Here is a 19398-nt window from a genome sequence, read left to right as displayed (position 1 = left end):
GCAACCCCTCTGCTCCGCGGCGAGCAGGGGGGTTCGTCTCTGGAGCTGCGGATGGACCAGATGCGGGGCACCGATGCGGGAGTACGGCGCACCGTATTACCCGGCGGGCTGCGCGTGGTCACCGAACATGTGCCCGGCGTGCGTTCGGCATCGATCGGGGTCTGGGTTGGGGTCGGCTCGCGCGACGAGGGACCGACCGTCGCTGGTGCCGCGCATTTCCTGGAACACCTACTGTTCAAGGCGACTCCGACGCGTTCTGCATTGGATATCGCGCAGGCGATGGACGCGGTCGGCGGTGAGCTCAACGCGTTCACGGCGAAGGAGCAGACCTGCTACTACGCCCACGTCTTGGACGAGGATCTGCCGCTGGCCGTCGATATGGTCTCTGATGTCGTACTCAACGGCCTGTGCCGGGCCGAGGATGTGGACGTCGAGCGGCAGGTGGTGCTCGAGGAGATCGCCATGCGCGACGACGATCCGGAGGATCTGGTCGGCGACGCATTTCTATCCGCGCTCTTCGGGGATCATCCGATCGGGCGTCCGGTGATCGGCTCCATCGAAACCATCGAGGCGATGAATGCCGCCCAGCTGCGCGGCTTCCATCTGCGTCGCTATCGGCCGGATCGGATGGTCGTCGCGGTCGCGGGCAATGTGGAGCACGAACACACCGTGGAATTGGTGCATCGCGCATTCGCGCCCCGGCTCGACCCGATCGCCGAGCCGGCCCCCCGCCGCGAGGGCCGCTTTCGGCCGCACAGCGTACCGGCGCTGCACTGGAGCCATCGCGACAGCGAGCAGGCACATCTGGCCTTCGGCGTGCGGGCGTTCGGGCGGCACGAGGGGGAGCGGCGCTGGCCGCTGTCGGTGCTCAACACCGTGGTCGGCGGTGGCCTGAGTTCGCGGCTGTTCCAACGCATTCGGGAGGAACGCGGGCTGGCCTACTCGGTGTACTCCAGCGTGGATACCTTCGCCGATACCGGCGCGTTCTCGGTGTACATCGGCTGTCAGCCGGAAAATCTGAGCAAGGTGGCGACACTGGCGCGCGGGGTGCTGGAAGAGATTGCGGCCAACGGCATTACCGACGCGGAATGCGCGCGCGCCAAGGGGTCGTTGCGTGGTGGTCTGGTGCTCGGCCTGGAGGATTCGGCCTCGCGGATGAACCGGATCGGTCGCAGCGAACTGAGTTACGGCAACCACCGCAGCGTCTCGGAGACGCTGGCCCGCATCGATGCGGTGACCACCGACGAGGTTTCCGCGATCGCCCGCACTCTGCTCGCGCGGCCATTCGCGGCCGCGGTGGCCGGACCGTATCGGCGCGCCCGGGACTTGCCTGCCGCGGTGCGGCGATTGGTCGAAGGCTGAGGTAGGCATTGGTGGCCGGTGCGATTCGCGTCGGCCACCGATCCGATCGGGGGTGGCCATGACGGGATCGGCGCTCGGTCGCGCCCAGGTGGCGGCCGACCTCGGACGGCTGGACGAAGCGCGCCGGATCATCGGTGCGGCCTTGGTGGTCCAACCCGACGACCCGATGCTGCTGGAACGCATGGCCGACATCGCCTATCGGCTCGATCAGACCGACGAGGCGCTGCGCTATGCGACCGCGGCTATCGCCGCCGATCCAGCGCGCTTCGACGCGTATCTGACCGCGGCCCTGGCCTATGATGCCTACACCATGCGTGAGGAAGCGCAACGGCACGCCCGCATGGCGACCCGGTTGGCGCCGGACAATGTTGCCGCCCTGCTGGTGCTGGCTCGGGTCACCGCCAATGCGGCGACCTCCGATAAACCGCGAGCCGAAGCCCGCGACGCTCTCGAACGGGCAACGCAACTCGCCCCCGCGCATGCGGGTACACACGCCCATGCGGCGGAAACTTATCGGCGACTGCATGATTCGGATGCGGCGCGCCGCCACGTCGAGGCCGGTCTCGCCGAGGATCCGGTACATGCCGAACTGCTGCAGACCCGGGCGCGGCTGGACTTCGAGAACATCGCGACCAGGGATAAGGCCGTCGCGACGCTGCGTGGGCTGCTCGGGTCGAATCCGGGCAATGCGGGCGCACGTCGGCTGCTCGCCGAAATCATGTGGCGAGCGCTGATAAGACTGGCCGCTTGGGTGTGGTTCTTCGCGGCGGCCGTGGTTTCCCTATCGATGTGGATTCCTACCGGTGGCATGCGTGTCCTGACACCCGTGCTTTTCGTGGGTGTGCTCGGTGCGTGGTTCGGCGTGTTCCGGAAGCTGGGTCGCCAATTGCCGCGAGAATATATGCGCAAGCGGCTGCTGCGTCGTCCGGAAGCGTTGCTGGCGTTGGTGATCGGGCTGCTGTCGAGTTTCGTCACGGATATCGGTGCGCTGGTATTGCGATCGGATTGGTCGGCCGAGGAGGTGCGTGGCGGGTACGTCGTTGTGCTGGTGGGGGTCGTGGGTGCCGCGCTGGCGCATCTGCTGCTGTTCGGCGCGTGGGTCGTGCGGCGCGACGGCGAGTCGGATCGCGGTGCCGGGGAGGAGTTCGCGCTGCTGAGCGTGATCATCGTGATCGGTGGCGGGCTGCTACTCGTGGGAATGCTTGCCGCGCTGCGGCATTGGGCTCGTCAGCCCGCGGCGTTCGGGGTATTCGTCGCGATCGTCGGCATTGTGGTTGTGACGTTGCTGCTCGAGATTCTGCTGGTGCAGGCGCTGGAGTACCGGTGGCGGATGTTCGACGCGTACGTCGGGGGCGTGTTGTTGGTCGCGGTATTGACGGCACTCGCGATCGGGTGGGGTTTGCAGCAGACCGCGACGCAGATTTTCCACAGCGATGAGCGGACTTCGGTGCCGACCGCCCCGAAATCACCGCCGCCCGCGCCGACCTTCCACTTCACACCGCCGCCCATTCCGACGTTCCATTTCACGCCGCCGGTGCTGCCTACACCCACGGGTTAGCTCAGTCGCTGTGGGCGCGGTTCGCCGCCTCGACGATCGAGGGCAGCAGGCCGGGCAGGGCATGGTCGAGATCCTCGGAGCGCAGGCGCTGGCAGGTCTGCCCGTCGATAATCAATCGCTCGATGACACCGGCTTCGCGCAGAATCTTGAAGTGGTGGGTGGCGGTCGACTTGTTGATCACCTCGTAGAGCGCACCGCAGCGCACGGCGGTGCCCGCATTGCTCAGCCGTCGCACCATTTCCAGCCGTACCGGATCCTGCAATGCGCCGAGCACGGCGGGTAACGAGGCGACCGGCGCCGTCTCGGTGGCCGATTCCTTGGTTTCGGTCATGATCTACCTCACAGTGGTTTGATGGCTATCGTACCGGCTGTATCGTCTATTGAAGTTCGATCATCATCAAACTTACCTGATCGGGGTTCCGATGACAGCGACAATGACGGTGGCGGCCGACCAGCAGACCTCACAGCGTTGGGCATACGCGCTGATATTGGCGGCGAGCGGGGTGGCGCTCGGCGTGTCCGGTGTACCCGCGCCGCTGTATGGCATGTACCAGAAGGAATGGCATTTCACGCCGCTGACGACGACCTTCGTCTTCGCGGTGTACGCATTGGCGGCGTTGGCCGCGGTGCTGGTCTCGGGGCGAATCTCCGATGTGGTCGGTCGCAAGCCGGTGCTGCTCGGCGCGATCGTCACCATGATCATCGGGCTTGTGGTGTTCCTGTTGGCCGACAATGTCGCGATGTTGCTGGTGGCGCGGGCGCTGCACGGATTGGCGGTCGGCTCGACGGTCGTGGCCGGTGCCGCCGCGCTGCTGGATCTGCGGCCGAAGCACGGTGCGCGGTCCGGTCAGCTCAGCGGCGTCGCCTTCAATGTCGGTATGGCCGTGGCGATTCTGGGTTCGGCATTGCTGGCGCAGTACGCACCGCATCCGCTGCGCATGCCGTACGTCGTCATCACGGTGGTGTGCCTGCTCATCGGCGTCGGTGTCATCGCGTTGCGGGAACCGCATACCGCTCGCATCGCCGGGCGCATCACGATCGCGAAGCCGGCTGTGCCGCAGGAGATTCGCGGTGACTTCTGGTTCTCGGCGCTGGGCGTGATGGCGGCTTGGTCGGTGCTCGGTGTGCTGCTGTCGCTGTATCCGTCGCTCGCCTCGGCGGAGACCGGCATCCACAATCTGGTCTTCGGTGGGGCGGTCGTCGCGTCGACCGCCATCGCCGGTGCCACGGCTCAGCTGTTCGCGACCGGAATTCCGGCGCGGCGCGCGGCAATCGGCGGCGACACCGGCATGGCGGTGGCACTGGTGCTCACGGTGCCCGCATTGCACACCGGCAACTGGGTCGTGGTGCTGCTGGCCGGAGTGTTGCTCGGCGCGACCTTCGGACTCGGGTTCGGTGGTTCGCTGCGGCATCTGTCCGAGGTTGTGCCGCAACACAAGCGCGGCGAGACCATGTCGGCGTACTACCTGCTCGCTTATTCGGCCATGGCGTTGCCGACCATTCTCGCCGGATGGGCGGCCACCGAATGGGGGCTGAGCGAGGTGTTCCCGTGGTTCGTCGGTGCGGTCGCGTTCGCGTGCCTGGTCGCGGCGGGGTTGGGGTTGCGTCGGAATCAGGAAGCGAAAACGCAAGGAGCGCAGGGGTAGCCGATTCGGCGCTACTCGTCTGGCCGGTTCGACCAACAGCTGATCCCAGGCCGCGCGTGACCGATCTGCCGTGACCGCCGGATCGGTCAGCCAGCCGCGCACCAAGAATGCATTCGAAAAGGTAAGGGGCGCAGAGTAGCTGATCTGGCCGGGTAGTCGGTGAGCGACGACCCGGCTACCATGCGGTGATGCGATGGGGGCGGTTGGGCGACCGACTACACCGCGCGGCACTGTTGCTCGCGGTGTTGGGTGCGGTTGTCGGTGGATTGGTGATTGCCGGGCTGACCTGGTGGTTGTTGTGGTGGCTGCTGGGTGCGAAGTCCGAGACCCCGAATCAGTTGGATCTCACCAAGATCGCGCTATCGGTGGCGGCTGGTGTTGGTGGCGCGGTCGCATTGGTGGTGGCATACCGGCGGCAGCGGGATCTGGAGCGGGGGCGGTTCGCGGAGTTGTTCGGAGCGGCGGCGCGGCAGTTGGGGGATGCGGATGTGGCGGTGCGGATCGCCGGGGTTTATGCGATGGCGGGGGTGGCCGATGAGTTTTCCGCGCGGAGTCGAAGACAGCAGTGCATAGATGTGCTGTGCGGATATCTGCAGCTGCCGTACGAACCGGTCGATGGCGCGAATCATCTTGTCTCGCGGGCCGAATCGGCGGACGAAGCCGGGATCAAGGTCGAGCGGGTCTACCAGTTCCGGCAGAACGATCGGGAGGTGCGTCGCGCCATCGTCCGCGTGATCGCCCAACACCTGAGACCGTCTGCGGACATCCTGTGGTCGGCGTGCAACCTGACCTTCAACGGCGCGGTGCTGGAGAGAGTCGATTTCCGGGACGCGGTGTTCTCGGGGCGGCATACGTCGTTCGCCGGGGCGACCTTCATCGGGCCGACGACGTTCGAACGCGTGCGTTTCGACGGCCACCATGTCACCTTCCGCGGTGCGACGTTCCGGGACGGCCCTGCGCTGTTCGACCACGCGAAGTTCGATACCAGCCGCATCGAAAAGCGCGAACAGGCAGGTAACGGCACCACCTTCGCCGATGTCACATTCGAAGGTTCGGTGTCGTTCGAGAGCGCTTGCTTCCAAGGCCCGCGCACCAACTGCAGCGGCGCCCGCTTCCTTGGCGCGCGAACCTCGTTCCAGGACGCGAAGTTCCGGGCGGAGCTGACCTCGTTCGAGCGTGCCGCCTTCGATGGTGACCACATCGCCTTCGATCGCGCCGAATTCGTGAGTGCCCGTGTCACATTCAGAGGCGCGCAGTTCTACGCCACGCTCACGGCCTTCGACGAGGCCAGAGTAGGTGCGTCGAATCGACTACGAAACAGAGGCACCCGCGAAACGGACTTCGCGCGGGCCGAGTTCCACGGTGGCGTCAGGTTCCTGCGGACAGTGCTCGGCGGGCGCATAGTCGATTTCACCGAAGGCGACTTCTTCGGCGACATCTCCTTTATCGGCACCCGTTTCGCCGCCCAGGAAATCCACTTCGATCGCCCGAAGGCCTGGGTGGGCAACCACTTCGATTGGGATGACGCGCCGACCCGCAAACCGAGCAGCGTCAAACCCAATCCCTGGCCGCCGACCGCCGCGGTGTGACGCTCAGCCGACCCGCGCGAACAGGCCAGTGGGGTTCACGAACCAACCGTCGGGGCAGCTGCGGTTGGCGGCTGCCCCGACGGTGTGCACTACGTCGGCCAACCGCCGTACGGTACGGTGATCAGCTCCAAGAAGTGGCCGTTGGGGTCGACGAAGTAGACGCCGCGACCGCCATCATTGTGGTTGATCTCGTTGACGCCCTGTTGGCGCGGGTCGGCCCAGTGCTCCAGTTTGTAGCGCTGGATCTTGGCGTAAGCCGCATCGAACTCGGCCTCGGAGATCAGGAATGCGTAATGCTGGGGCTGGATTTCGGAGATGTGTTCCGGCACGTTCGCGAAGTCGAAGGTGACTCCATTACCCGTGGGAAGTGGGATGAACGGGCCCCACTCTTTTCCTAGTTCCAAACCCAGGATGTCCGACCAGAATTCGGCGGACACCCGATTGTCGCGACATCCGACAATGGTGTGATTGAACTGTACTGACAGGGGATTTCTCCTTGTGTCGTGACGGTCCCGACCCCGGGCTCGGTACAAGGCGGCCTACGGGAGCACCGTCACGGGCGTCGAGGTTAGCGAATCACTACCCACCGTGCCACCCTGAGTGATCGGCACCATGTTTCCTCGACCGCGTGTCCGGCTGTGACCCGCTTCTCTGTCTGTGACGCTGCGCGGTAGCGTCGTGGAATGAAGATTCGAGGGGCGGTCCTGGAGCGGATCGCAGCGCCCACGCCGTTCGCCGAGTCGGCGCCGATCACCGTCTGTGAGCTGGATCTGGGGGAGCCGGGTCCGGGTGAGCTGCTGGTGCGGATCGAGGCCGCCGGGCTGTGTCATTCCGACCTGTCGGTGGTGGACGGAAACCGGGTGCGACCGGTGCCGATGCTGCTCGGCCACGAGGCCGCGGGCATCGTCGAAGCGATCGGTCCCGGTGGCAGTGATCTCGCGGTGGGACAGCGCGTGGTGATGACCTTTCTGCCGCGCTGTGGGGAGTGTGCGGGCTGTGCCAGTGACGGCCGCACGCCGTGTGGGCCGGGCAGTGTTTCCAATAATGCGGGTGAGCTATTGAACGGTGGGCGGCGGCTACACCGTGAGGGCGCGGAGGTGCACCATCACCTCGGCGTGTCCGCCTTCGCGACATACGCCGTCGTCGATCGCCGATCGGTGGTTCCGGTCGATGCCGATGTGCCGCCGGAGGTTGCGGCGGTACTGGGCTGCGCGGTGCTCACCGGTGGTGGTGCGCTGCTCAACTCCGCGAAACCCGGTGTGGCAGATCGGATCATGGTGGTTGGGCTCGGCGGCGTCGGCATGGCGGCGGTGCTCGTCGCGGTGTCGCTCGGTGCGCATGAGGTGATCGCCGTCGATACCGTGCCGGAAAAGCTTGCTCTCGCAAAGGAACTCGGCGCGAGCGCCGCGTATACACCGACCGAACTCGCGGACCAGGGCATCCAGGCGGATGTCGTGGTCGAGGCCGCGGGCAATGTCCGCGCCTTCGAAACCGCTGTTGCCGCAACAGGTTCCGGCGGTACGACCGTCACCGTCGGACTACCTGCCCCCGATGCCCGCGCGAGCATTTCGCCCCTCGCGTTGGTCGCGCAAGGCCGCACTATCATCGGCAGCTACCTCGGTTCGGCGGTGCCCTCCCGCGATATCCCGGAGTACGTTCGCATGTGGCGCGAGGGTCGGTTGCCTGTCGAGAAGCTGGTTTCCTCGCACGTCGGATTGGACGAAGTCAACCGCGCCATGGACGAACTCGCTGCCGGGCATGCGCTGCGGCAGGTCATTGTGTTCGATTAGCGCGGCGGTTCTCCGGCCTGCGCGGTTGTCGCGTGTGCTCGCGTGACGCTGCTCCGGCGCGGTCGCAGGACATCGCGGAAGTCGGCAGCGGTGGGACCGGGCAGGTCTGGCTCGCTCAGGACACCGTCGCCGAGCGTTCCCTCGCCAGCCTCGGACGACCCATGTGTGAGGGGATCTGTCATCGCGGGCCGCCTACCGCGCGCCGCCGGTCTGGTCATCCGCGGCGGCCGCTCTCAGGTACCCGTTCCAGGGCGTTCGTCGAGGGCGTCGACGAATCGTCCGAGCAGGCGGGCGAATTCGGTGCGCTCACGGTCGGTCCAGTCCGCCATGGCGGCCGCCATCGCGCTGCGGCGGCCGTCGCGCGCTGCGGTGACGACGGCGCGTCCGGCGGGGGTCAGTCGCAGGACGGCTCGCCTGCCGTCCTGCTGATCCGCCACCCGCTCCAGGTGGCCGGATGAAACTGCCTGGGCGACAAGGCGACTCGCGCGTGGCTGATCGACGCCCAAGGCCGGGCCCAGGGTCCCGACGGTGTCCGTATTCGCACCGGCCACCGCGTCCAGCACTCGGAACACCGCGATCGGCACCGGCGAATCCTTGCCCAGTGCCCCGCGGGTCTGCCGCCGCCGAATCCGCACCATCGCTGTCTCGACGGCCGCGGTGACCGAATCGTGCTCTTCCATCCGGCCTACTTTCATGTCATATTACATGTAGTTGTAATTTTACATGCTTTGGAGGAATGATGGCAGCACAGCGTCCGATCGGCTACTGGCTCAAGGAACTCGACCGCCGGATCGACGCCCGCTTCGCGGACGATCTGGCCGCGTCCGGTCTGACTCGCCGCCACTGGCAGATCCTCAACTCACTCGCCGAAGGCCCCCGCTCGGCCACCGATGTGCGCGACGGCCTCGCCCCGTTCTGGAACGACCCTTCGGAGTGGGGCGTCCAACTCGCGCAACTGGTGGATCGCGGCGACATCACCGACGATTCGGGGACCCTCGCCCTCACCGAGCCGGGCCGCATCTCCCACCACCAGGCCTACGCCCTGATCGGCAAGCGCCGTCGCGCCATGCTCGACGGAATCACCGACGACCAGTACGTAGCGACCGTTCGCCTGCTGGAGAAGATGGCCGAGAACATGGCCGGCGGGTGAGCTGCGTGTCGCCGATCACCAGAGGTCAGCGGACCGGGAGGGGAGCGGGGTCGATAGGCTGGCGGAGTCGTTGGTGGAATTAGGAGGTGCGGTGACCATTCGGGTCGGAGTGCTCGGTGCGCGGGGGAAAGTCGGTCAGGCGATCTGTGCGGCGGTGCGGGCGGCCGACGATCTGGAGTTGGTCGCGACCGTCGACAAGGACGATTCGCTCGAGTCGTTCACCGAGTCGGGCACCCAGGTGGTCGTCGACTTCACCAATCCCGATGTGGTGATGGGGAATCTGAAGTTCCTGGTGGAGCGCGGAATTCACGCTGTCGTCGGGACCACCGGATTCGATGAGGCCCGCCTGGACGAGGTGCGCGGTTGGTTGGCCGGCCGGCCGGAGACCGGCGTGCTGATTGCTCCGAACTTCGCGATCGGCGCGGTGCTGTCCATGCGATTCGCCGAGCAGGCGGCGCGGTTTTTCGATTCTGTCGAGGTCATCGAGCTGCATCATCCGAACAAGGTCGATGCGCCCTCGGGCACCGCATATCGCACCGCGGGGCTGATCGCCGCCGCGCGGGACAAGGCCGGAGTCGGCCGCAGCCCCGATGCCACCACCCAGGAACTCGAGGGCGCCCGCGGCGCCGATGTCGACGGCGTGCGGGTGCATTCGGTGCGCCTGGCCGGACTCGTCGCACATCAGGAGGTGCTCTTCGGCACCCAGGGTGAAACCCTCACCATTCGGCACGATTCCATCGACCGCTCCTCCTTCGCCCCCGGTGTACTACTCGGCGTCCGCGAGATCGCGAACCGCCCCGGCCTGACCGTCGGGCTCGACCCGTTCCTGGATCTGTGACAAAGGAACCGGTCCAGCCCGAAGACCAGGGCTCGGACACCGAGGCACCCGGCAGCGACGTCCGCAAGGTCGTCGCATTCATCGCGGCCCTGGTCGTGGTGCTCGGCTTCTACTTCCTGCTGCTCGGCCGCATCGCACTCAGCCTCATAGGTTCCGGTGACCTCGCCGCCGTCGTCATCGGCATCGGCGTCCTGATCCTGCCGCTGCTCGGCGTCTGGATCGTCGTAGCCACCCTCCGTGCCGCGCTGGCCCACCAACACCTTGCCCGCCGCATCCACAACGAGGGCCTGGAACTCGACACCTCGAACCTCCCCCGCCGTCCCTCCGGCCGCGTCGAACGCGCCGCCGCAGACGAACTCTTCAACAAGGTCAAACAGGAATGGGAGGCGGATCCAGACAACTGGCGCGTCTCCTACCGCCTAGCCCGCGCCTACGACTACGCCGGCGACCGCACCCGAGCTCGCGAAACCATGCGCCGCGCAGTAGCCCTGGAAAAACTAGACCCAAACCCCTAACCCCCTCGCCCTCACTGCGGGCACCCGATACTGTCCTCGGGGAACAGCCCCTCCGAGAACAGCCGGAGCAAAAGACCCCCAATACAGAACAGTCCCCGGTAGTCTCCATCGAATCCATGAGTCTCAGTCGTCGCTGACAACTCCGATATTCGACTGGCTTGCCGGGGGCCTGGCCAGATCCTTGAAATCCCTCCGATGTCTTTGGACGTCTCCGTCGACATCTTCGGTACTTTCCGGTTTTCTGGTGTAAACCTTTATTTTCCTCCTATTTTGTCGCTAGTCAATAGCCGGGGCCCCTTAGATCCGCTCGAGTTCGTGGGCGGCAGTACGCTGCTCGATGTGCCTCGGCTGCTGATCATTCATCACACTCCGTCACCGCATATGCAGGCCATGTTCGAGGCGGTTGTCTCGGGGGCGACGGATCCGGAGATCGAAGGTGTGCAGGTCGAGCGGAGGGCGGCTCTGGCGGTTACCGCGAGCGATGTGCTATCAGCTGATGGTTATCTGCTCGGTAGCCCGGCGAATCTCGGCTATATGTCCGGTGCGCTCAAGCACGCGTTCGACACGTTCTATTACCCGTGCCTCGACTCGACGCGCGGTCGGCCGTTCGGCTTCTATCTGCACGGCAATGAGGGCACCGAGGGGGCCGAGCGTGGTGTGCGAAGCGTGACCACCGGACTCGGCTGGGAGCAGGTTGCCGCGCCGGTCATCGTGATGGGAGCGCCAGGTAAAGCGGAGATCCAGCAGTGCTGGGAACTCGGCGCGACTGTCGCGGCGCAGCTCATGGGATAGTGCGCCGTCCCCCGAATTTTGGTGTCTGACTGGTATACGGCGGATCCGGGCATACTACGAGGTGACGTTGTAGCGGAGGGGATGTGGACGAGTTTGCTCGGGAACGGAGTGTCGAGGTGATGTGGGCCGAAGGGGGCGAAACAGCACCGCGTCGGATCGGGCTGGTCGAAGACCACGAATCGGTGGCGATCGGGCTTGCCGCGATGCTGGCGCCGGAACCTGATCTGGATCTGGTGCTGACCGCGGGGACCGTGCCGGAATTGCTTGCGGCGGCGGCGAATAGCGCACCGCTGGATCTGGTCGTTCTCGATTTGCGACTGGCCGACGGATCCTCGCCCGAAGACAATGTGCGCGCGCTGCGCAACCGCGGCGTCGAGGTCCTCGTATTCACCGGCGCGGATAACGCGTTCCTGGTACGCGCGGCAGCGAAGGCCGGGGTGCTCGGCGTGGTGCGCAAATCCGAGGATGTGCCGACGGTGGTCGCGGCGGTGCGCCGCGCGGCATCGGGTGAGCAGGTGGTGACCACCGACTGGGCCGCTGCCATCGACGGCGATCCGCAACTGTCCGACGTCGGTCTGAGCCCGCGGCAGGAAGAGGTGCTAACCCTCTACGCCTCCGGGGAGAAGGCCTCCCGTGTCGCGCGATTGACGGGACTGTCCGAACAGACCGTCAACGACTATCTGGGGCGCATCCGGCAGAAGTACGCCGATGTGGGTCGTCCGGCTCCCACCAAAACCGACCTCTACAAGCGGGCGGTAGAGGACGGGTGGCTACCGGTTCCCGAGCGGCATCCGCGCGCATGAGCGAGCGACAATGACCACAGCCGCAATCGCGGGCATAACGAAGCCGAGCGCCAGCGAGGCGCAGGTATGACCGCGTCCAGCGCGCTGGACACCTCTACAACCACTGCGAGCTCCGTCGACCTGTTTCGGGCGAGCCGATGGCGCCGTGGGCGGACCGCGGTGTCCAGGGAGAAGATTGTCGAAGCGGCCTCGGATCGCATCCTGCGCCGCATGGGTCTGGCCGTCGGCATCGCCGGTGTGATCGTCGCGATCGTCGAGCTACCCGATATTGTCGACCAAGCCAAATTCGTCTCCGGTCCGTGGGCGAGCCTGGTGGTCGGCGTGGCGCTCGGCTGGTTCCCGGTGCTCGTGGTCGTCTCGTTCACCATGGGCCGCAGGGCGATTCGCGTGGTGGCCGGGGCGGCCGCGGTGAGTTATCTTGCGGCGCTTGCGACCATTCCGTTCATCTATGCCGTGCCATTGACGGATACCACTTCGGTGTGGATGTATCGGGTGCTTGCGCTCGGCGTGCTGGCGGCCGTATTGGCCTGGCGTCCGGCGCTGGCCACCGGCTATCTCGTGGTCGCCGCGGCAACTGCGGCAGTGGGGAACCGGTATGCGGTGCCCAGCACGACGATCTGGTCCCTCATCGGCGATTTCGCCAGGGCCGCGGGCCTGTGCGCACTATTCCTGTGGTGCTGCATCTTCGCGCTCGCGGCGGCCGCGCGGGTGGACCGGGAATCGGTGATCGCGAGCCGGCGCGCAGCCGCCGTGGCCGGTGCCGCGGCCCGGGATCGTGAGCGCGCCCGCTTCGCCGCATTGATCCATGACGCGGTGCTGTCGACCCTGCTCGACGCTTCGCGCGCTGGTGCCGAATCGCCGGTGCTGCGCAGTCAGGCCGAACGCACGCTGGAACAACTCGACGAATGTCGCGGCACCAATACCGAACCCGACCGACTGGACGCGCAATCGGCGATCGGCTTCCTGCGCTCGGCGATCTACGCGGTGAATCCGGGCATCCGATTCACCGCGCGCCGCTGGGCCGGACTCGATGACCTGCGCCTGCCCGTGCATGCGGCGGGCACCATCGCCGCCGCCCTGGCCGAGGCGGCGCGAAATAGTCTGCGCCACGCCACCGTTGCGGGCCGTACCGTCCAGCGCACCGTCACAGTGACGATCAGTGCGGGTGGTATCCGTGTCGTATTCCGCGATGACGGCGCGGGATTCGATCTGGACCGGGTGCCCGCCGATCGGCTCGGCGTCTCGGTCAGTATCCTCGGCCGGATGCGTCAGCTGGCCGGTGGCGCCGGCTTCGTGGAATCCCAACCGGGAGAGGGGACCACGGTGACCCTGGTCTGGGGTGGCGATGGCTGAGATCGAGAACGAATTCGGCCTGCGCGATCTGCTCGGGCTGCGGGACCGTTCGGCCTGGCTCTTCCTGGTCATCTTCGAGGCCACGATCCTGCTGTACATGGTGCGCAACTTCGCCGAGTCCCCGCTGCTTCTGGCCGCGACCGCGCTGGTGTTGGTAGCCGGTGCCGGAGTGGTGGTCCTGGTGATTCCGGTCGATCCGCTGCCGCTGCCCGCTGCCATCGCGGTTGCCGCGGCCGGGCCGATCGCGGCGGCGATGACCACCGTGAGTATCGACCACGGCCTGTCCAAGCAGGTCTGGACCGCATTCGCGTCGTCCTATGTACTCGCGGTACTGGTGGTGCGCGGGCGATTGGGAGTGGCGTGGTGCGGTGTCGCGGGCATCGCGGCGGTGATCGCGGTGGTCGGTGCGACGAACGGTCTGCGGGTGGTGGTCGGATCCGTCGTGCCGATCGCCACGGTGGCGGGGGTCTCCATCGGTGCGGCGGTCATGCGGCCGATGCAGCGCTCGCTGCGGCTGCTGCGCGAGGAGGCGACCATGCGCGCGGCCGCCGAGGCGACCATGGCCGCGCAGAACGGCGAGCGGGATCGGCAACTGGCCCGGCTCGACAAGGTGGCCCGGCCGATTCTGGAACGCATTGCCGAAGGTGCTGAACTCACCGCGGGCGAACGCGAAGAGTGCAGGCTGCTGGAGGCCGAACTCCGGGACGGTCTGCGCGCACCACAATTGGTGACCGACGGGTTGAGCAGCGCCGCCCGCGGTGCGCGCTCGCGCGGGGTCGAGGTGGTGCTACTCGACGACGGCGGATTCGCCGGTGTGCCGAAATGGGTGCGCCAGCAGGTGATCGAATCGGCGACCAGGGAATTGGATGCGGCCAATGCCGGTTCGGTGACCGTGCGGGTACTGCCGATGGGCCGACGGGTGCTGGCGACAGTTCTCGCGAACGCACCCGACCGGGATCGGCGGACCGAGATCGACACCGCGGGCGAGGTCTCGGTCTCGACGTAACCTGTCGGGCCGTGGCGCGCAAGTCAGCAAAGTGCACGCCCGCTCCGGCAGGCAGATGACTCTCCGAATCTGTCGTACCCCCATGGCATTGTCGTGATCATGCGGACGATGAGTGCGGTCGCGGCGCGTCGGACGGCGCTGGCCGCGCAGGGTTTCGGGCGGCGCAAACCGGCCGCGCCGACCCGGCGGACGATCCTGGACGTGCTCGGCAGAACCCAATTACTGCAGCTGGATTCGGTATCGGCGGTGGTGCGCGCGCACTACGCGCCGGTCTTCAGCCGGATCGGCGGTTACGACCGGACCGTGCTGGACGAAGCCGTCTGGAGCAACGGTGTGCGACGCCCGCGGCGACTGGTCGAATACTGGGCGCACGAGGCCGCGCTGATCCCGGTCGAGGACTGGCCGCTCATGCGCTGGCGGATGCGGAAATACGAACACGGGCGCTGGAACGGCATGCGCCGGGCGATCGAACGCAACCCTACCCTCGGCAAGGACATTCTCGACGTCATCACCGAGGTCGGCGCCGCTACCGCCGGTGAGGTGGAACGCCACCTCGAGCTGGACAAGCCGCGCCCGAAGGGGTCGTGGTGGAATCTCAGCGATACCAAGATGGTCTGCGAGGCGCTCTTCGCGGCGGGTGCGCTGTCGGTCGACAAGCGAGTCGGGTTCACCCGTCATTACGACCTGGCCGAGCGAGTGATCCCGCCGGAGATCTTGGCGCGCAACGTATCCGAGACCGAGGCGGTGCGGGAATTGGTGCGGCGCGCGGGCACCGCCCTCGGCGTCGCGACCGAGACCGACCTACGCGACTACTACCGCCTGCACCGCTCCCAAACCGAACCGGCCATCGCGGAGTTGGTCGATGCCGGGGAACTGGAACCGGTCGAGGTGTCGGGCTGGGGTAAACCCGCCTACCTGCGCGCCGGTGCCTCGACCCCGCGCCGGATCGAGGGTGCGGCCTTGCTCTGCCCGTTCGATCCGCTCATCTTCTTCCGAACACGCACCGAGCGGATCTTCGACTTCCACTACCGGATCGAGATCTACACGCCGGAACCCAAACGGGTGCACGGGTACTACGTATTCCCGTTCCTCCTGGACGGAGAACTCGTGGGACGCGTCGACCTGCGCGCCGAACGCGCGTCCGGACGGCTGCTGGTGCCCGGTGCGTTCGCCGAGCCGGGGCACCGTACACCGGAAACCGCTGCGGCACTGACGGGTGCCCTCCGCGAGATGGCGGACTGGCTCGAATTGGACGAGGTAGTCATCGGCGACCGCGGCGATCTCGCGCCGCTACTGTGAACTTCTCGCAACCTTCCGGATGTGTGCTCGTCGCGGCGCCGGGTCGCGTCCCTTCAAACGTCGCGCTTGGGGCCTCCGTACCCGCGCATCTGATCGCGCACTGCGCCGCTGACGGCATTCGAGAGCCAGGAGTTCAACGAGACTCCGCTGGCGGCGGCGGCTTCCTCCGCCTTGGCCTTCAATTGCTCGACCATCCGGAGCGTGACTCGGCTGATATCGCCGGTCATCTCCTCGATCGTCGGATGCTCGCTTTCCGTCGCCGGATTCTTGCGGACGTCCACGGTGGCGTCGGTGCCATTCACCGAGACGTGAACTGTTCGGTCGCCGAGCTCTGTGCTGACCTCCGCGGCGAGGTCCGATAACGCCGCGAGCAGCGCCAATCGCGCCGAACTCTCGGTTGCGGCCGCCAGAGCGGCGGCGGTGGCCTGGGTCTTTTCGTCACCGAGTGCGGCGGCTGCGATCAGGTCCTCGCGTAGCCGGGCGGTGTATTTATTCAAATCCATGACATCAGTGTGACGCCATTCATGGCGTCATTCAAGGACGGATTTGACATCATGGCCGGATACTGGGAGGTGAATCACTGGCCGTGGCAGCCCGTTCGGCGATGAGGGTGTCGAGGCTGTTCCCGGGAGCGGGTAGCCTTTCTGACCATGACGAACGGTGAATCGACGCCTACACCGCGGTGTGAGCCTCAGGCCTGGAGGCGGCAGCATGCGTAACCACGTAGGGCCGGCGAGCACCGCAAATCCAACACAGCTGCGTGCGTCCGGCACGGTAGGTGTCGCGATGGTGACCCCCTTCGGTGCCGACGGCAAGCTCAATGTCGACGCCGGGGTCGCGCTCGCCGCCCGCCTGGTCGACCGCGGCGTCGATTTGCTGGCGATTTCCGGTACCACCGGGGAATCGCCGACCACCACTGAATCGGAGAAGGCGGATCTGCTGCGCGCCGTTGTCGATGCCGTCGGCGCACGTGCCACCGTGATCGCGGGCGCGGGCACCTATGACACCGCGCATTCGATCGAACTCGCCCGCAATGCCCAGCGTGCGGGCGCGCACGGCCTGCTCGTGGTGACGCCGTACTACTCCCGGCCCACCCAGGATGGCCTGATCGCGCATTTCACCGCCGTCGCGGACGCCACCGACCTGCCGGTGACCCTCTACGACATTCCGCCGCGCTCGGTGGTTCCCATTGCCAGCGACACCATTCGCAGACTTGCCGAACATCCGCGCATCGTCGCGGTCAAGGATGCCAAGGGCGATCTGAACGCGGGTGCGGATCTCATCGCGAATACCGATCTGGATTTCTACTCCGGTGACGATGCGCTGAACCTGCCGTGGCTGTCGGTCGGCGCGACCGGATTCATCAGTGTCATCGGACATCTCGTGCCCGAGCGGCTGCGTGCCCTGCTCGACGCCTATACCGCCGGTGACGTGGTGCGCGCCCGCGAGATCAATGCGGGCCTGCTGCCGTTGAATGCCGCGATGTCGCGACTGGGCGGCGTCGCGATGAGCAAGGGCGGGCTGCGTCTGCTCGGTGTGGATGCCGGTGAACCGCGCCTGCCGCAATTGATGCCGACCAATGAACAACTCGATGTCCTCGCCGCCGACCTCCGGCTGGCAGGGGTGCTTTCATGAGGAGTGAGCGAATCAGAATCACCACATTGTCAGACATGATCGAACCGACCAGTAGTGAGGTGCAGTCATGACTGAAGCCGCAGGCCGCCGCCCCCGCCGGACCGCGAGCCGTCCCGCGGGCGCACCCGAACCCCCCGCGCAGCGTCCACCCGCCAGCATCGAACGGTCCGAGCAGGCAGCGCAATCCGATGTCGGCGACCTATCGCAGTCCGACACCGCGCCCAGACGGACCGCGCCGCAGCAGAGCGCCGCGAAAGAGGCCGCGCCGAAGGCCCCGGCGGAGCAGCCCCGCAGACCCGCGCGCGGCCGTCAGCCGCGCGGACGCGGACGCGGTGAGCAACCTGCGCCAGCCCCCGTCGAGCGGGCAGCAGCCGACCGCCTGGGTACCCCGCCGAAGCTGCCCAAGAACGGTCTGCGCGTCTTCGCCCTCGGTGGCATCGGCGAAATCGGTCGCAATATGACCGTTTTCGAATACGGCGGCAAACTGCTCATCGTCGACTGCGGCGTGCTGTTCCCGGAGGATCAGCAGCCCGGCGTCGACCTGATCCTGCCCGATTTCCGGCCCATCGAGGACCGGATGGACGATGTCGAAGCCATCGTGCTCACCCACGGCCACGAGGATCACATCGGCGCGGTGCCGTTCCTGCTGCGCCTGCGCGCCGATATCCCGGTCATCGGTTCGAAATTCACTCTCGCCCTGGTGGCCGCGAAATGCCGCGAGCACCGGCAGCGTCCCAAGCTCGTCGAGGTGATCGAGGGCCAGCACACCACGCACGGCCCGTTCGGCTGCGAGTACTTCGCGGTCAACCACTCGATTCCCGACGCCGTTGCCGTTGCCATCCGCACGCCCGCCGGCGTCGTGCTGCACACCGGCGACATCAAACTCGATCAGCTGCCCCTGGACGGTCGCCTCACCGACCTGGCCGGATTCTCCCGCCTCGGTGACGAGGGCGTCGATCTGTTCCTGGTGGACTCCACCAATGCCGAGGTGCCGGGTTTCGTCACGCCGGAACGTGAAATCGGCGGCGTACTGGATACGGTGATCGGCAAGGCCAGGCATCGGGTGATCGTCGCGTCGTTCGCCAGCCATGTGCATCGCATTCAGCAGGTTGTCGATGTCGCGCAGAAGTACGGGCGCCGAGTGTGTTTCGTCGGTCGCTCGATGGTGCGCAATATGGAGATCGCGCAGGAATTGGGCTATCTGACAGTGCCCGACGGTGTGGTCGTCGATCTCGATGTCGCTGCCACCCTGCCGGGCGATCGGCTGGTCCTCATCTCGACCGGCTCGCAGGGCGAACCACTTTCGGCGCTGTCGCGGATGGCGCGCGGTGAACACCGCCAGATCAATATTCGCGCCGACGATCTGGTGGTGCTGGCCTCCTCGCTGATCCCGGGCAACGAGAATTCGGTATTCGCGGTGGTCAACGGTCTGTCGCGACTCGGCGCCACGGTCATCACCCAGCAGAACGCGAAGGTGCACGTTTCCGGGCACGCGTCCGCTGGTGAATTGCTCTACCTGTACAACGCGGTGCGGCCCACCAACGCCATGCCGGTGCACGGCGAATGGCGGCATCTGCGCGCCAATGCCGCGCTGGCCGTGGCGACCGGTGTGGCCGAGGAACGGGTGGTGCTCGCCGAGGACGGCGTCGTGGTGGACCTGGTCGACGGGATCGCCTCGATCGTCGGGCGCGTGCCGGTCGGACACGTCTACGTCGACGGACTTTCGGTCGGCGATGTCGGTGAATCGACGCTCTCGGATCGCCTGGTTCTCGGTGAGGGTGGGTTCATCTCGATCACCCTCGCGGTCGACTCGACCACGGGTAAAGCGGTGAGCACGCCCGAGGTGAGTGGGCGCGGATTCTCCGACGATCCGACCGCACTAGTTGATGCCGCCGAACTCGTCGAGATCGAACTGCTGCGGCTGGCCGGTGAGGGCGTTACCGAAACCCACCGCATCGCACAGAGTGTGCGGCGGGTGGTCGGCCGCTGGGTGGCCGAGACCTACCGCCGCCGTCCGATGATCGTGCCGACGGTCATCGGCGTCTGACACCTACCCGAAGCC

General features: G+C 66.6%; 19 protein-coding genes. 15 read left to right on the top strand and 4 right to left on the bottom strand.

What is annotated here, in order from left to right; genetic code table 11:
- Positions 1–51: 51 nt before the first annotated feature.
- Both AB0J47_RS07195 and AB0J47_RS07190 read left to right on the top strand, forming a co-directional pair.
- A complete protein-coding gene (locus AB0J47_RS07195) occupies positions 52–1362 on the top strand; it encodes a pitrilysin family protein (protein WP_364341513.1) in 1311 nt (436 codons plus the stop codon).
- Positions 1363–1420: 58 nt separating this feature from the next.
- Entirely contained in the window at positions 1421–2920 is a 1500-nt protein-coding gene (locus AB0J47_RS07190; protein ID WP_364341511.1) for a hypothetical protein, read from the top strand.
- 1 nt (position 2921) lies between these two features.
- Here the strand turns inward: AB0J47_RS07190 and AB0J47_RS07185 are convergent, their stop codons facing one another.
- A complete protein-coding gene (locus tag AB0J47_RS07185; RefSeq protein ID WP_364341509.1) occupies positions 2922–3251 on the bottom strand; it encodes a helix-turn-helix domain-containing protein in 330 nt (109 codons plus the stop codon).
- 79 nt (positions 3252–3330) lie between these two features.
- Between AB0J47_RS07185 and AB0J47_RS07180 the strand changes: the two genes are divergently transcribed.
- Together AB0J47_RS07180 and AB0J47_RS07175 are read left to right on the top strand one after the other, a co-directional pair.
- Complete coding sequence (locus AB0J47_RS07180) at positions 3331–4566, top strand: MFS transporter (protein ID WP_364342012.1); 1236 nt, start codon at positions 3331–3333, stop codon at positions 4564–4566.
- A gap of 188 nt (positions 4567–4754) precedes the next feature.
- On the top strand, positions 4755–6155 hold the full coding sequence (locus tag AB0J47_RS07175) for a pentapeptide repeat-containing protein (protein ID WP_364341507.1): 1401 nt from the start codon (positions 4755–4757) through the stop codon (positions 6153–6155).
- A gap of 89 nt (positions 6156–6244) precedes the next feature.
- Here the strand turns inward: AB0J47_RS07175 and AB0J47_RS07170 are convergent, their stop codons facing one another.
- On the bottom strand, positions 6245–6640 hold the full coding sequence (locus AB0J47_RS07170; protein ID WP_364342010.1) for a VOC family protein: 396 nt from the start codon (positions 6638–6640) through the stop codon (positions 6245–6247).
- Positions 6641–6838: 198 nt separating this feature from the next.
- Between AB0J47_RS07170 and AB0J47_RS07165 the strand changes: the two genes are divergently transcribed.
- Positions 6839–7945, top strand: coding sequence for a zinc-binding dehydrogenase (locus AB0J47_RS07165; protein ID WP_364341505.1), 1107 nt, complete (start codon positions 6839–6841; stop codon positions 7943–7945).
- Between the two features lie 233 nt (positions 7946–8178).
- Here AB0J47_RS07165 and AB0J47_RS07160 read toward each other — a convergent pair whose 3' ends face one another.
- A complete protein-coding gene (locus AB0J47_RS07160) occupies positions 8179–8625 on the bottom strand; it encodes a MarR family winged helix-turn-helix transcriptional regulator (RefSeq protein WP_364341503.1) in 447 nt (148 codons plus the stop codon).
- A 59-nt stretch (positions 8626–8684) separates the two neighbouring features.
- Between AB0J47_RS07160 and AB0J47_RS07155 the strand changes: the two genes are divergently transcribed.
- From AB0J47_RS07155 to AB0J47_RS07120, 8 genes are all read left to right on the top strand, one after another.
- A complete protein-coding gene (locus tag AB0J47_RS07155; protein WP_364341501.1) occupies positions 8685–9095 on the top strand; it encodes a hypothetical protein in 411 nt (136 codons plus the stop codon).
- A 91-nt stretch (positions 9096–9186) separates the two neighbouring features.
- On the top strand, positions 9187–9933 hold the full coding sequence (gene dapB, locus AB0J47_RS07150; RefSeq protein ID WP_364341499.1) for a 4-hydroxy-tetrahydrodipicolinate reductase: 747 nt from the start codon (positions 9187–9189) through the stop codon (positions 9931–9933).
- An 80-nt stretch (positions 9934–10013) separates the two neighbouring features.
- Positions 10014–10448: a hypothetical protein gene (locus AB0J47_RS07145; RefSeq protein ID WP_364342008.1), complete on the top strand. Its 435-nt coding sequence runs from the start codon at positions 10014–10016 to the stop codon at positions 10446–10448.
- A gap of 339 nt (positions 10449–10787) precedes the next feature.
- Positions 10788–11240 (top strand): flavodoxin family protein, encoded by a 453-nt coding sequence (locus tag AB0J47_RS07140; protein WP_364342006.1) that lies wholly within the window; start codon positions 10788–10790, stop codon positions 11238–11240.
- Between the two features lie 119 nt (positions 11241–11359).
- Positions 11360–12043, top strand: coding sequence for a response regulator transcription factor (locus AB0J47_RS07135; protein ID WP_364342004.1), 684 nt, complete (start codon positions 11360–11362; stop codon positions 12041–12043).
- A gap of 66 nt (positions 12044–12109) precedes the next feature.
- Positions 12110–13396, top strand: coding sequence for an ATP-binding protein (locus tag AB0J47_RS07130; protein ID WP_364341497.1), 1287 nt, complete (start codon positions 12110–12112; stop codon positions 13394–13396).
- Positions 13389–14402: a hypothetical protein gene (locus AB0J47_RS07125; protein ID WP_364341495.1), complete on the top strand. Its 1014-nt coding sequence runs from the start codon at positions 13389–13391 to the stop codon at positions 14400–14402. Before AB0J47_RS07130 ends, AB0J47_RS07125 begins: the two co-directional genes overlap by 8 nt.
- A gap of 99 nt (positions 14403–14501) precedes the next feature.
- A complete protein-coding gene (locus tag AB0J47_RS07120) occupies positions 14502–15701 on the top strand; it encodes a crosslink repair DNA glycosylase YcaQ family protein (RefSeq protein ID WP_364341493.1) in 1200 nt (399 codons plus the stop codon).
- 53 nt (positions 15702–15754) lie between these two features.
- Here the strand turns inward: AB0J47_RS07120 and AB0J47_RS07115 are convergent, their stop codons facing one another.
- Positions 15755–16204 carry a toxin-antitoxin system HicB family antitoxin gene (locus AB0J47_RS07115; RefSeq protein ID WP_364341491.1) on the bottom strand — a complete coding sequence of 150 codons (450 nt, stop codon included), beginning with the start codon at positions 16202–16204 and terminating at the stop codon, positions 15755–15757.
- Between the two features lie 208 nt (positions 16205–16412).
- On the opposite strand from AB0J47_RS07115, the gene dapA reads away from it, so the two are divergent.
- The gene (gene dapA / locus AB0J47_RS07110) at positions 16413–17336 is read left to right on the top strand and encodes a 4-hydroxy-tetrahydrodipicolinate synthase (RefSeq protein WP_364341489.1); all 924 of its coding nucleotides are present in this window, start codon (positions 16413–16415) and stop codon (positions 17334–17336) included.
- Between the two features lie 67 nt (positions 17337–17403).
- A complete protein-coding gene (locus tag AB0J47_RS07105) occupies positions 17404–19383 on the top strand; it encodes an RNase J family beta-CASP ribonuclease (protein WP_364341487.1) in 1980 nt (659 codons plus the stop codon).
- The last annotated feature ends 15 nt before the right edge of the window (positions 19384–19398 follow it).

It is taken from the genome of Nocardia sp. NPDC049737 (assembly GCF_040674755.1).
Taxonomy (GTDB): Bacteria; Actinomycetota; Actinomycetes; order Mycobacteriales; family Mycobacteriaceae; genus Nocardia.
Note: the sequence above shows the minus strand (reverse complement) of the source record. Positions and strands in the feature narration are given on the sequence as shown.